This window comes from Roseibium album, assembly GCF_001404515.1.
In the GTDB taxonomy this organism is placed as follows: domain Bacteria; phylum Pseudomonadota; class Alphaproteobacteria; order Rhizobiales; family Stappiaceae; genus Roseibium; species Roseibium album.
On record NZ_CXWE01000018.1, the window covers coordinates 43,461 to 56,690 of the forward strand.

Below are 13,230 nucleotides of genomic sequence, written 5' to 3' on the forward strand. Positions count from 1 at the left end.
AAATCACCATGCCTGATTCAAATTCTCCCGGAAAATCGCTCAAGGACCGGTTCGGCCGCACGGCAACCTATCTCCGTCTGTCGGTGACCGACCGATGCGACCTGCGTTGTACCTACTGCATGACGGAAAACATGACATTTCTGCCGCGAAAGGACCTTCTGTCACTGGAAGAACTCTACAGACTGACCACAATCTGCATGGAGCATGGTGTCCGAAAGATCAGGTTGACCGGCGGTGAACCGCTGGTCCGCAAGAACGTCATCAGCCTGTTTGAGAACCTGAGCCGGCATCTTGAAAATGGTGACCTGGATGAGGTCACATTAACGACAAACGGGTCGCTGCTGTCCCGCTACGCCAAGCGTCTTGCGGAGTGCGGCGTCCGCCGCGTCAATGTTTCGCTGGATACGCTCAGCGCGGACAGGTACCGCACGATCACGCGATGGGGGAATATCAATCGCGTATTTGCCGGACTGGATGCGGCACGTGACGCAGGTCTTCACATCAAGCTGAATGCAGTCGCCCAAAAGGGCGCATTTGAACATGAGCTTTTTGACCTGATCCGGTTTGCGCATGATCGTGACATGGACCTGACGCTGATCGAGGAAATGCCGCTTGGAGGCGTCGCGTCGCAGCGCGGCCGCAGTTTTCTCTCGCTCGCCAATCTCCGCAAACGCCTAGAGGATCATTGGACCGTGGAACCGCTGACGGAAAGCACCGGCGGCCCGGCAAAATATGTCCGATTGCGGGAAACAGGCGGTAAACTCGGCTTCATAACGCCGATGTCCTGCGATTTCTGTTCCGATTGCAACCGCATACGGCTGAGCTGTACGGGCGAACTTTATACCTGCATGGGGCAGGAGGGAGGGCTGTCGTTGCGCGATCAACTGCGACAGTCGGACGGTAATGAGAAAGTTGCCGAACTCGTGCGAGAGAAGGTTTTCCTGAAACCGCGCGGTCACGATTTTCATATCGACGGCGGTTCGGTCAATGGAATATCGCGCGCCATGTCGACACTCGGGGGATGAGGCGGATGCGGATAGCCATTCTCACCATTTCGGATCGGGCCTCGCGAGGTGAATATGAAGACCGGGGTGGCCCGGCGGTCGAAGCCTGGCTTATGCGAACGGTCTCAACGCACATGCGGATCGACAGAATCATCATCCCGGATGGTTTCGAAACAACACGGGATACCCTGATCGAACTCAGCGACGCAAAAGCCTACGACATGATCCTGACGACCGGCGGCACCGGTCCCGCACCGCGTGACCTGACACCAGAGGCAACCCAATCTGTTCTGACCAAGGAACTTCCGGGATTCGGCGAACTGATGCGCAAGGCAAGTCTGGATTACGTCGCGACAGCGATCCTCTCCCGCCAAACAGCGGGAGTGCGCGGCAAGACCTTCATTCTCAATCTACCGGGATCACCTGCCAGCATCGACGTCTGCCTGACAGCGGTCTTTGCAGCTGTTCCCTACTGTCTTGACTTGATCGGCGCGGCTTTTGTCGACACTGATCCGAATGTCCTGAAAGCACACAGACCAGGCCGTTAGATCGAATAACCTGATTCACATCAAACAGGTCGGATTGGCTACAGCCCCATGTCCGCCCGGAAGGGGTAGAATTCGAGGCGACTTCCCGGTTCCACAGTGGCGCAACCTGCGTTGACCGCACCCAGGCCGTCGGCTTCGATGAGCGGCATCAGCCTTGCCGATCCGGCCCGGCCCGTTTTTTCCAGAAGAGGCAGACCCTCGTCGCTGGTACCAACGATGTTACAGGGGAAAAACTCATGCCTGCCGGCACGCCGCTCCCAGTGAAATGCTGCCTTCGCCTGTTGAACAATTGCGGCTCGACGGGCTGCACCTGTCAAGCCATCGAGTATCGGCCGGCCAACCAGGAGAAAATCAACAAAACACGCCAACGGATTGCCCGGCAGGCCGAGATAGACGGCCTTGCCGATATTGCCGAGCGCTATGGGTTTGCCCGGTTTGATTGCCATCCTCCAGCTTTCGATGGCTCCGCCGGCTTCAATCACGGCCGGTTTCAGATGATCTTCCTCGCCGACAGAAACTCCCCCGGAGGTAATGATCAGGTCATGAGATGCCGCTGCTTCTTTCAGGACCCTCACGATTTCGTCGCGTGTATCGGGAACTATCCCGAAATCCGACACATCGACATTTCCCGACGACAATAGGGTTTTCAGCATCGGGCGATTGGTATCGAAGATATGGCCCGGTCCCATTCCGACACCCGTATCCCTGAGTTCGTTTCCCGTCGAAAAGACCGCGACCCTGATTGTCCTGACAACAGAGGCACTCCGGTAACCACTTGCCGTCAGCAATGCCGTGTGGCGGGCATCAAGCCGAGTACCACTCCGTACCAGTGTGTCGGAAGCCTTTACGTCCTCACCGACACGGCGAATGTTGTCGCCGGGCGGCACGTTGAAATCCGGTGTCACGATATCGTCGGTGACGCGCGCATGTTCCTGCATTACAACAGCGCAGGTTCCCGCGGGTGTCGGCGCTCCCGTCATGATGCGCATCGCCTCATTGTCGCGTATGCGTCCTTTCGGATTGTCACCTGCGATCCTGCGGCCGACAATCGCGAACGGGTTCTTGCCAGCACCACCGAGTGCGTATCCATCGACAGCCGAATGCTCGTGAATGGGGAGCGAAAAGAGAGAGATCGTGTCGCCGGCCGTGACCCGGCCGACTGCCTCGGGCAACAATACGTTTTCGGTCTCCTGCAGAGGAGAACAAAGGTCCAGAGCTCTGGAAACGGTTTCGTCTATCGACGCCAGGGTTCGTTCAGAGTTGCCTTCGCAACAATCGGTCTGGATAAGCGTCTTCATTTTGCTGTGTCCCGAGGCAATTGTTCAAACATCCATGGATTGTACGTGAGACTACCCCGGAGCTGGCTCAAACGGCTTGATTTCAATCAACGGAATTCAACCCGCCTGAGCGAAGCAGCAACGCGCGAGCAGAGGCTCTTGTTTTTCGGCGGACAAAGGAAAATGCTCGATTTGCCGCCTTGTCCGGCTTGGCAAAAATTGGCAAGTTGCCAGATGAAAATCTGAAAGCGCCCATGATGTTACCTGACCAACGATACGCCGTTATTCTCGAAGAAGTGAAACAGCATCCCGCCGTCTCCATCAGGTCTCTTACCGAGCGCCTGGGTGTGTCCCGGGAAACAGTGCGCAAGGATATCGAGTTTCTTGCCGGTCAGGGCAAACTGTCCCAGGTGCGCGGCGGGGCCGCTCCGGTCGTTTCGAAAGAGGCACCGATGGCAGATCGTGTGCACCGCAATTCCGAAGGCAAGGCAAAGATTGCAAGCCGGGTATCATCGATGATCCCCGAAGGCTCTTCAATCATCATAGACAATGGTTCAACCACTCTCGAAGTCGCCAGAGACCTGGCCGGACAACGCAGAGAGTTGCGAGTGGTCACCAATGATCTCAAAATTGCGGAGCTGATAGCGCCCGCCTGTTTCGACGTGGTGTTGCTCGGTGGCCGAATGGATCCTGCCGAATTGGCGACCTTCGGACTGGAGGTGTTTGAAAACCTTGCGAGGTATCGAGCCGAGTTTGCAATTGTCAGTGCAGGCGGGTTGAGCGCACGCGCCGGTTTTACGGACTTCTCACGGGAAGCCGCGGATCTGAGGGCACGAATGATGCGACAGGCCGAAACTGCCTTGATCCTGGCGGACAGTTCCAAATTTGGTGTCGTCGGCCAGGTCGTCATGCCACCCCCACCTCCCGGAACGGTTCTGATTTCGGACACATCGCCACCACCCGATATCCTCGGGAAGCTGGATGCATTGCAGGTCGAGACGAATAGTAATTTGCAATAAATTGAAGAAATTTGCAAAATTTTGCCAATTATGAAATGCTTCTCCGAGATGCAATCTCGTGGACGGAGTTTTTGATATGGTTGGAACCGGTCTTCCGGACAGGGCGCAATATGTAATCATCGGCGGTGGCATCGTTGGCTGTTCGGTTGCCTACCATCTCGCGAGGCTGGGCCACACGGACATTGTCTTGCTCGAGCAGGGCCAATTGAGCTGCGGCACGACATGGCATGCGGCTGGCCTGGTGGGTCAGCTGCGAAGCACGCCCGCCATGACCAACCTGATCCGCTATTCGACGCAGCTTTATTCCGAACTGGAGAAGGAAACCGGTTTGGCGACCGGGTGGATGCAATGCGGTTCGGTGACTGTTGCACGCAGCGATGACCGAATGACCATGTTGCTGCGAACGGCAGCTGCCGCCCGCGCCCAGGGTGTCGACGTGGACGTCATCACTCCGGGCGAGGCAAGGGACAAATGGCCGGTGATGCAGGTTGACGACCTGAAAGGCGGGCTCTGGATGCCCGGCGACGGCAAGGCCAATCCCACCGACCTGACACAATCCCTTGCAAAGGGCGCACGGCGGCACGGTGCCAGGATCGTGGAAGGCATTCAGGTGACGGATATCCTGACCGAAAACAACCAGATTTCAGGGGTGGAAACAGACCACGGCCGAATCCAGGCGGAAGTGGTTGTCAACTGCGCCGGCCAATGGGCCCGCCGCGTGGGCCGGATGTGCGGCGCCAACGTGCCGCTCCACTCAGCCGAACACATGTATATCGTGACGGAGCAGATCGAGGGTGTGAACCCGGACCTTCCGGTGTTGCGGGATCCTGACGGATACATCTATTTCAAGGAAGAAACCGGCGGTCTCGTCATGGGGGGATTTGAGCCTGAAGCCAAGCCCTGGGGGATGAACGGAATTCCGGACAACTTCTTCTTTCAGCTCTTGCCCGACGATTGGGATCAATTCGAAATCCTGATGGAAAATGCCCTGACCCGCGTGCCGCAAATGGCACAGACCGGTGTCCGGGAGTTTTACAACGGTCCCGAGAGCTTTACGCCGGACAACAACTATCTGCTGGGCGAGACACCGGAAGTGAAGAACTTCTTTGTGGGAGCCGGCTTCAATTCCATGGGAATTGCAAGTGCGGGCGGTGCCGGCAGGGCGCTGGCAGAGTGGATCGTGGAAGGCGCCCCGACCATGGATCTGTTCGCCGTCGACATCCGGCGCTTTGCCGACTTCAACAACAACCCCACCTGGCTTCATGACAGGGTGAAGGAAGTGCTGGGCCTTCACTATGCGATGCCCTGGCCCAACCGGGAACTGGACAGCGCCCGGCCTTTCCGCCGATCCCCCCTTTATGACCGGCTTGCCGCAAAAAATGCCGTGTTCGGTTCGAAGATGGGTTGGGAACGTGCAAACTACTTTGCCTTCGAAGAGGGCGAGAAGACCGAGTACGGGTTTGGCCGGCAGAACTGGCACGAGGCCGTCGGCGCGGAACACAAAGCGGCTCGTGAGGCGGTGGTGGTGTTTGACCAGAGTTCGTTCGCCAAGCTGCTTGTTCAGGGGAAAGATGCCTGCAGTCAGCTCAATCGGATCTGCGCGGGAAACATCGATGTTGCGCCCGGACGAACGGTCTACACCGGGCTCTTGAACAATCGCGGCGGATTTGAAAGCGATCTCACGGTATTGCGCCTGAAGCTGGACGAATTTCTGATCATCACCGGTTCTGCCCAGGCCGTGAGGGATACCGATTGGCTCCGCAAGAACTTCGAACCGGATGCACATGTATTCCTGACAGATGTGACCAGCTCCTGGTCGGTTCTGTCCCTGATGGGGCCGGCATCACGAAAGGTCCTTGCCAGCGTCACGCAATCCGATCTTTCCAACGACGCCTTTCCATTCGGCACCGTTCAAAAGATCGATCTGGGCTATGCGACGGTCCTTGCGAACAGAATGACCTATGTCGGTGAGCTGGGCTGGGAGTTGATCGTACCGGTCGAATTCACGGTCGGTGTCTACGAAGACCTGATGCAGGCAGGCGAACAACATGGCATTCGCGATGCCGGCTATTACGCACTTGAAGGATTGCGAATTGAAAAGGGGTTTCGGGCATGGAGCCGCGAGCTCACACCCGACATTACACCCCTGCAGGCCGGGTTGGGATTTGCTGTCGATTTCGAAAAACCCTGCGGATTTGTCGGCAAGGAAGCCCTCCTTGCTTCGAAGTCAGATCCAAAGCACCTGAATACGCGGATCGTTCAGATGGTTCTTCAAAGCGGGCTGCCGCAACTTTGGGGTGGAGAATCAGTGCTTTGCAATGGTTCCGTGATCGGGGAGGTCCGCTCTGCTGCCTATGGTCACACACTTGGCGCGGCAGTCGCATTGGTTCAGGTCAACGCCTCCCGGAAGGTCACGGCAGAGTATCTGGCCGAAAACAGCTGGGAAATCGATCTGGCCGGGGAAAGACACAAGGCGAGTCCTTATCTGCGAACACCGTATGACCCGCATGGCGCGCGTCCGCGATCAAGTTAGCTTTCAAAAAAGACCAGCATTGTCAGAAGCTTTGTGACATGATTTCCTTTGCCGTCAAACCAAACAGGGTTGGCGTCAGAGGGGAACCATGTGTTGGTGGAACATTTGCCTAGAAAGCAATCATGCATAAGCTCAGCCTATGACATGGTAGACATAATCGATTTTTCTTGTGCAGAGAACCTGCCAAACTGACCGCTTCGGGATGAAGGAGGCATAGATTTTCCAATTCCTGAAACCTGAATCGAGGAGAACGTGATGAAATATACGAGGACCTTTTTGGCTTCCTTGGCAGCGAGTGTACTGCTGGCTGCTCCGGTGGCAGCCGAAACCGAACTGACGGTCTATACAGCCGTCGAGGCTGAAGACCTCAAGCGCTACGCGGAAAAATTCAACGAAAGCAATCCGGACATCAAGATCAACTGGGTTCGGGACTCCACTGGAATTATCACCGCGAAGCTTCTGGCTGAACGTGATAATCCGCAAGCCGATGCGATCTGGGGACTGGCGGCAACCTCGCTGCTTCTTTTGAAGTCCGAAGGCATGCTGGAGCCCTATGCACCGGTTGGCGTCGACAAGCTCGACAAGAAATTCGTCGACGGCGACAATCCACCCGCGTGGGTCGGCATGGACGCATGGGTTGCTTCTGTCTGCTACAATACAGTCGAGGCTGAAAAGGCCGGTCTCAAGCCTCCCACATCTTGGAAAGACCTGACCGATCCGATGTATGCGGGTCACGTCATCATGCCGAACCCGAATTCCTCCGGAACAGGTTTCCTTGACGTTTCCAGCTGGCTGCAGATGTTCGGCGAAGAAGGCGGCTGGGAATACATGGACGCGCTGCACGAAAACATCGCGCGTTACACACATTCCGGCTCCAAGCCGTGCAAACTTGCCGCAGCAGGTGAGATTCCGATCGGTGTTTCCTTCGCCTTCCGCGGTGCCAAGTCCAAGGCTGCCGGCGCACCGCTTGAAATCATCGTTCCGAGCGAGGGCGTAGGCTGGGACATGGAAGCTTCTGCAATCGTTGCAGGAACCGCCAACGCTGAAGCTGCACAAAAGCTTCTGGACTTTTCGGTCACCAAAGAAGCCAATGAAATGTACAATACCGGCTATGCGGTGGTTGCCTATCCGGGCGTCGCCAAGCCTGTGGAGCATTTCCCTGAAGGGCTGCTGGACGCGATGATCGATAACGACTTCGAATTCGCAGCGAACAATCGGGCCGCCATTTTGAAGGAATGGCAGTCACGCTACGACGGCAAGTCGGAAGCAAAATAACCAGACTGAGAGCGGGGGCCCGGCGCCTCCGCTTGTCTTGTTCGACATTTTCCTATCCAATTTGCCTGCCCCCGGAACGCCATGAAACATTATGACGTAAGGACTTCCGCCGTGACCCAGCCTGCCGACTCAGGAAAACTTTATCTGAGCATCGAAAATCTCTGGAAGGCCTTTGGCAGCTTCATGGCGCTCAAGGATATTTCGCTCACCATCAATGAAGGCGAATTCGTCTGTTTCCTTGGTCCATCGGGTTGCGGCAAGACCACGCTGTTACGCGCGATTGCCGGGCTCGACCTGCAAACCAAGGGCACGGTCAAACAGGCGGGCAAGGACATTTCAAATCTTCCCCCTTCCGAACGTGATTTCGGCATCGTCTTTCAGTCCTATGCCCTGTTTCCCAACCTGACGATCGAGAAGAATATTGCATTCGGCCTTGAAAACGCGGGACGCAGCAAATCTGAAATCACGGCCCGCGTCACGGAATTGCTCAATCTGGTCAGCCTTCCGGACCAGGGAAAGAAATATCCGGCACAGCTGTCCGGCGGACAACAACAGCGCATCGCCCTGGCGCGCGCAATTGCGACCAATCCCGGCCTTCTTCTTCTGGACGAACCGCTTTCCGCTCTCGATGCGAAGGTCCGTGTTCACTTGCGGCATGAAATCAAGGAACTGCAGAGAAAACTCGGTGTGACCACCGTCATGGTGACCCACGATCAGGAAGAAGCCCTGAGCATGGCGGATCGTATCGTGGTGATGAATCACGGCGTGATCGAACAGGTAGGTGCACCGACGGAAATATACCGCGAGCCGTCCAGCCTGTTCGTTGCCGATTTCATCGGCGAAATGAACCAGATCAAATCCAGGGTCGCCGACGACGGCAGCCTGAGCATCGGTGAAAAGACCTTCGCCTGCCACGAGCACAGTTTCCGGGGAGGAGACGCGGTTGTCGCGGCAATCCGGCCGGAAGACGTCATTCCTCACGAAGTCGGCTACCAGCCGGGTGACGAGAATCGCAATTGCATCGAAGTCCTGCTTCATGAAATGGAGTTTCTCGGATCGTTCTGGCGGTGCCGGCTGCAAAATGACCTTTTCGGTGGCACGGAGCTATTTGCCGACTTTTCGATCAATGCCGTCCGCCGCCTCGACCTCGGCGAAGGCAAGAACATGGTAATCGAGCTGCCCGTGGACCGTCTGATGGCCTTTGAAAGTCCGGAGGCGCCGGCATGAGCGTTCTGGACACCACGCCCGACACGATGCCGGCGGGTCCGGAAATCAAGCCGAAACTCAGCCGCGACGACATCATCATGCGTGGGGGCATGATTGTCATTGCGCTTTATTTGCTGATCACACTGGCGTTTCCGCTTTGGGCAATGCTCTCAAAGTCGTTTTCAACGTATCAGTTTGACCTGTCCCAATACGAATTTCAGATCAGCGACGACGCGGGCGTCTTCGACGGAGCGATTTTGACGGGGGCGGAACTGAATGCACGCACAAATGTTTATGAAGCTTCGGACCTGGCCGGCAGTTCCGACAGCAGGTTGGGCGTTACCAAGTTTTTCCCGGATTTCAGTTTCCGGAGCCCGGTACACTACAAGATCCGGAACAGTGTCGAAGGAGGCAGGTTCCTGGTCGGCTCCAAACTGTACAACACGCTGGACTGGCTGGAATTGGACAGCAACACCTTCAGGCGCGTACAACTGCGGCCGGTGAAATCCACCGGAATTTCCAACTTCGTCAGCTACTTCTCGACGCCGGCCTTGTTCAACTCGATCAAGAATTCGCTGTTGATCGCCGCGATTTCTACCGTCATCACGGTGTCGCTGGCGTTTTGGTTTGCCTACGCGCTGAACCGCAGCTGCATGCGTTTCAAAGGCGTTTTCCGTCTGATTGCGATGATGCCCATCCTGGTGCCGTCTCTTCTGCCCGGCATCGCGCTCGTCTACCTGTTCGGCAATCAGGGAATGCTGAAGGGGCTGTTGTTCGGCGCTTCGATCTATGGGCCGATCGGCATCGTTATCGGATCTGTGTTTTTCACTTTCCCGCATGCCTTTCTCATCATCTCGACCGCGCTGGCGATTTCCGATTCTCGTCTCTACGAAGCTGCGACATCGCTGCGGTCCACGCCCTGGCGTACTTTCTGGACCGTAACCGTACCTGGAGCGCGTTACGGCCTGATCTCGGCGACATTCGTCGTGTTCAACCTCGTGATAACGGATTTCGGCTTGCCCAAGGTGATTGGCGGCCAGTTCAACGTCCTGGCGGTGGATATCTACAAACAGGTCATCGGACAGCAGAATTTTGAAATGGGCGCCGTGGTGTCCGTCGTTCTGGTGGTCCCGGCAATCCTGGCCTTTGCCATCGACCGGCTCGTGCAATCGAAACAGGTTGCGCTGCTTTCGGCGCGTTCAGTCCCTTACGCCCCGTCGCCCAACACCAGGACGGACCGGATCTTTCTGGTCTATTCCTCGCTGGTCGCGCTTTTCATCGTCGGCTTGCTGGCGGTCTGCCAATTTGCGGCCCTGGTCAAGTTCTGGCCCTATGATCTCAGTCTGAGCCTGAACAACTACCAGTTCGACAAAATGGATGGCGGCGGCTGGGGCTCCTACTTCAATTCCATCGAACTGGCTCTGCTGACAGCGGTCATCGGGACATCGGTAGTCTTCTTCGGAGCCTATCTTGTCGAGAAAACGAATGGCTTCCCGGTCGGCCGATCGCTGTTCCAGATGTTTGCCATGCTGCCGATGGCCATTCCTGGCATGGTTCTGGGACTTGCCTATATCTTCTTCTTCAACAGCCCGTCCAATCCGTTGAATTTCGTCTACGGCACGATGGCCATCCTGGTGATCTGCACGGTCACCCACTTCTACACAGTGTCCCACCTGACCGCCGTGACGGCGTTGAAACAGATGGACCGCGAGTTCGAAGCCGTTTCCTCATCGCTCAAGCAGCCAACCATGAAACTGTTCGCGCGGGTAACAGTGCCGGTCTGCCTACCGGCGATCCTGGACATATCCATCTATCTCTTCGTCAATGCCATGACCACCGTCTCCGCAGTGGTATTCCTCTATTCGCCAAAGACGACTCTCGCCTCGATTGCGGTCCTGAACATGGACGATGCAGGTGACATCGCTCCCGCGGCGGCGATGGGCATGATGATCTTCTATACCAATGCAGCGGCCCGGATCCTGCACCTGATCGCTTCAAAGGGCATCCTGAAACGGACGCAGGCCTGGCGAACACGATAGTCGTATATCCGGGTGTTTTGGGATGCCTAACCTCTTGAGGTTGCTTCGGAAGACCTGTCGCTTTCGAAGCTCATCTCCTTTCGGGCAACGCTCATGAAGTGGCGGATCACCTTGACCTCCCGTCTTTGCGCGAGATGCACGAGTGTTTCACTCATTTTCAGATCGACATCCGTCAGGCTGATCTGAACAAGCCGATCATCATGGCCGAATTCGGCCCTGGACACAAAGCCGATCCCGGCGCCCGATGCCACCACTTCGCGCACAGCCTCGCGGCCTTCGGCCACGATCGCCGGCTTGAGCCTGATATGATGTTCAGCAGCGGCTTCCACCAGCTTTGCGCGCGTTTTCGAGCCTTCCTCGCGAAAGATCAGCGGAAGTTTCGACAGCTCTTCGAGCGTGAGGCAGCGTTTGGCCGCCGGAAGGAATCCGCGTTCTGCAAAAGCGGTGATTTCCGTGCTCCCGAGGCTGAGTGTGTCCATGTCCTTACCGGGATCGACACTGCCGGCAATGCCGATTTCCGCGTTGTAACCGCGAAGCTCCTCGACAATTTCCTTGGTGTTTCCAACCCTCAAGGTGACGGTGACATTGGGGTATTTCTTGCGAAACTCCGTCAGGATAGTCGTCACATGATGTGCGGAATCGGCAATGATGCGGAGCTCGCCCTCGATCGCTGCGCCGGTTTCAGACATATATTCCTCGATCTGCTGTTCAATCTCGAAATATTGCCTCGTCATTCGGAAAAGCGTTTCGCCCGCTTCGGTGAGATGCACACGCTTGCGTTCGCGGTGAAACAGCAGAACGTCGTGGTCTTGCTCCAATTTGCGAACCTGCTCCGAAATGGCCGGTTGCGTATGGCAAAGCGCTTCCGCAGCACGTGAAAACCCGCCCAGAAGAGCGACATGGTGAAAGGCTTTCAACTGACTGTGGCGCACGTCAAACCCCCGGAATTCAGTATATAGGCACAGCCTATGTTTTGATTGAATTTTGCAATTTCACATATAGATATAATTGCTGCAATGGTACTCGGGAACCACCAATCTTGGAGAGTTTCCGATGAACGCCCATAACCCACGGATTGAGCCGCCACGTCTGGGTGAACCATATCTTTTGACGCCAGGACCGCTGACGACGTCCTATGCCGTCAAGGAGGCCATGCTCGTGGACTGGGGAAGTTGGGACGGCGATTTTCGCGCGATGACCCGGGAAATGCGTGATCGCCTGATTGCTCTTCTGGGCGACGGGTCGGATGCGTTCGATTGTGTGCCGATGCAGGGATCCGGCACATTTTCGGTCGAAGCAATGCTGGCCTCGTTCATCCCGAAGGACGGCAAGGCGCTCGTGCTGGCAAACGGGGCCTATGGCCTCAGGGCCGCACAGACACTCGATTACCTGGGACGGGACTACCAGTTGCTCGACAAGGGTGACTATCTGCCTCCGCGCGGAGATGAAGTGGCCCAAATTCTCGCAACTGATCCGGCGATCAGTCATGTTGTGGCAATCCATTGCGAGACCTCTTCAGGAATATTGAACCCGGTGGAGGAAATTTCGGAAGCGGTCTATGCAGCCGGACGGAAATTGCTGGTCGACAGCATGTCCGCATTCGGCGCGATCCCTCTGGAAGCCTCGAAGATCCGCTACGAGGCAATGGTCAGTTCCGCGAACAAATGCATAGAAGGTGTTCCGGGTTTCGGATTTATTCTGGCCAGGAATTCGGAACTCGAAGCTGCGAAAGGCAACAGCCATTCGCTCAGCCTGGATGTCCATGCTCAATGGGCGCATATGAACAAGACCGGCCAGTGGCGCTTCACTCCTCCCACTCATGTCGTCGCTGCCTTCCTGGAGGCGTTACGAGCCCATGAAGCCGAAGGGGGAGTTACCGGCCGCGGACGCCGCTATATCCGGAACCGGGATGTCATGGTCAGCGGCATGCGGGAACTCGGCTTCGAGACGTTGCTCGACAATCGCTGGCTGTCACCAATCATCGTGACATTCTTCTGTCCGGCGGATCCGAATTTCGTTTTCAGCCGCTTTTACGAACTCATGAAAGACAAGGGTTTCATCATTTATCCGGGCAAGTTGACCATGGTTGACAGTTTCAGGGTCGGTTGCATCGGTCAAATGGATGAGCACGTAATGCGGCAAGTCGTTGTTGCTGCGAGAGATTCGCTGCGCGAGATGGATGTTGCCGCCGCCACACCACCCGAAGCAGCTTTGCAAGAACGCGCCAAACTGGCCTCCTGAACAACAAGGAACAAACATGACAATTGAAACGAGCGTTGAAGCAAACGGGCGTGTTTACCCTGCTCCGAAGGTAGCGGCTGTTTCGATC

The 13,230-nt window shown here is 56.4% G+C and carries 10 protein-coding genes; 8 read left to right on the forward strand and 2 right to left on the reverse strand.

Annotated elements, in window-relative coordinates; all coding sequences use genetic code 11:
- Nucleotides 1-8: 8 nt before the first annotated feature.
- Together moaA and mog are read left to right on the forward strand one after the other, a co-directional pair.
- Nucleotides 9-1,025 carry a GTP 3',8-cyclase MoaA gene (gene moaA, locus LA5095_RS31295; RefSeq protein WP_055391901.1) on the forward strand — a complete coding sequence of 339 codons (1,017 nt, stop codon included), beginning with the start codon at nucleotides 9-11 and terminating at the stop codon, nucleotides 1,023-1,025.
- A 5-nt stretch (nucleotides 1,026-1,030) separates the two neighbouring features.
- Entirely contained in the window at nucleotides 1,031-1,552 is a 522-nt protein-coding gene (mog, locus tag LA5095_RS31300) for a molybdopterin adenylyltransferase (protein ID WP_055391916.1), read from the forward strand.
- A gap of 38 nt (nucleotides 1,553-1,590) precedes the next feature.
- Here mog and LA5095_RS31305 read toward each other — a convergent pair whose 3' ends face one another.
- A complete protein-coding gene (locus LA5095_RS31305; RefSeq protein ID WP_055391902.1) occupies nucleotides 1,591-2,850 on the reverse strand; it encodes a molybdopterin molybdotransferase MoeA in 1,260 nt (419 codons plus the stop codon).
- Nucleotides 2,851-3,083: 233 nt separating this feature from the next.
- Between LA5095_RS31305 and LA5095_RS31310 the strand changes: the two genes are divergently transcribed.
- The 5 genes from LA5095_RS31310 to LA5095_RS31330 all read left to right on the forward strand — a co-directional run bounded on the left by LA5095_RS31310 (nucleotide 3,084) and on the right by LA5095_RS31330 (nucleotide 10,901).
- Complete coding sequence (locus tag LA5095_RS31310; protein ID WP_144436236.1) at nucleotides 3,084-3,848, forward strand: DeoR/GlpR family DNA-binding transcription regulator; 765 nt, start codon at nucleotides 3,084-3,086, stop codon at nucleotides 3,846-3,848.
- A gap of 76 nt (nucleotides 3,849-3,924) precedes the next feature.
- Entirely contained in the window at nucleotides 3,925-6,381 is a 2,457-nt protein-coding gene (locus tag LA5095_RS31315; protein ID WP_055391904.1) for a GcvT family protein, read from the forward strand.
- Between the two features lie 255 nt (nucleotides 6,382-6,636).
- The gene (locus LA5095_RS31320; protein ID WP_055391905.1) at nucleotides 6,637-7,656 is read left to right on the forward strand and encodes a putative 2-aminoethylphosphonate ABC transporter substrate-binding protein; all 1,020 of its coding nucleotides are present in this window, start codon (nucleotides 6,637-6,639) and stop codon (nucleotides 7,654-7,656) included.
- 81 nt (nucleotides 7,657-7,737) lie between these two features.
- Nucleotides 7,738-8,883, forward strand: a complete 1,146-nt coding sequence (locus LA5095_RS31325; RefSeq protein WP_055391906.1) for a putative 2-aminoethylphosphonate ABC transporter ATP-binding protein — start codon at nucleotides 7,738-7,740, stop codon at nucleotides 8,881-8,883.
- A gap of 5 nt (nucleotides 8,884-8,888) precedes the next feature.
- A complete protein-coding gene (locus tag LA5095_RS31330) occupies nucleotides 8,889-10,901 on the forward strand; it encodes a putative 2-aminoethylphosphonate ABC transporter permease subunit (protein ID WP_408009303.1) in 2,013 nt (670 codons plus the stop codon).
- 26 nt (nucleotides 10,902-10,927) lie between these two features.
- Here LA5095_RS31330 and LA5095_RS31335 read toward each other — a convergent pair whose 3' ends face one another.
- Nucleotides 10,928-11,833, reverse strand: a complete 906-nt coding sequence (locus tag LA5095_RS31335) for a LysR substrate-binding domain-containing protein (protein WP_055391908.1) — start codon at nucleotides 11,831-11,833, stop codon at nucleotides 10,928-10,930.
- A gap of 121 nt (nucleotides 11,834-11,954) precedes the next feature.
- Between LA5095_RS31335 and LA5095_RS31340 the strand changes: the two genes are divergently transcribed.
- A complete protein-coding gene (locus LA5095_RS31340; protein ID WP_055391909.1) occupies nucleotides 11,955-13,142 on the forward strand; it encodes a 2-aminoethylphosphonate--pyruvate transaminase in 1,188 nt (395 codons plus the stop codon).
- Nucleotides 13,143-13,230: the final 88 nt, after the last annotated feature.

Bases quoted from the DNA above. Each gene is read 5' to 3' on its own strand.
- LA5095_RS31315 (WP_055391904.1), top strand. From the start codon at position 3,925: ATGGTTGGAACCGGTCTTCCGGACAGGGCGCAATATGTAATCATCGGC.
- LA5095_RS31320 (WP_055391905.1), top strand. From the start codon at position 6,637: ATGAAATATACGAGGACCTTTTTGGCTTCCTTGGCAGCGAGTGTACTG.
- LA5095_RS31310 (WP_144436236.1), top strand. From the start codon at position 3,084: ATGATGTTACCTGACCAACGATACGCCGTTATTCTCGAAGAAGTGAAA.
- LA5095_RS31305 (WP_055391902.1), bottom strand. From the start codon at position 2,850: ATGAAGACGCTTATCCAGACCGATTGTTGCGAAGGCAACTCTGAACGA.
- LA5095_RS31325 (WP_055391906.1), top strand. From the start codon at position 7,738: ATGAAACATTATGACGTAAGGACTTCCGCCGTGACCCAGCCTGCCGAC.
- moaA (WP_055391901.1), top strand. From the start codon at position 9: ATGCCTGATTCAAATTCTCCCGGAAAATCGCTCAAGGACCGGTTCGGC.
- LA5095_RS31340 (WP_055391909.1), top strand. From the start codon at position 11,955: ATGAACGCCCATAACCCACGGATTGAGCCGCCACGTCTGGGTGAACCA.
- mog (WP_055391916.1), top strand. From the start codon at position 1,031: ATGCGGATAGCCATTCTCACCATTTCGGATCGGGCCTCGCGAGGTGAA.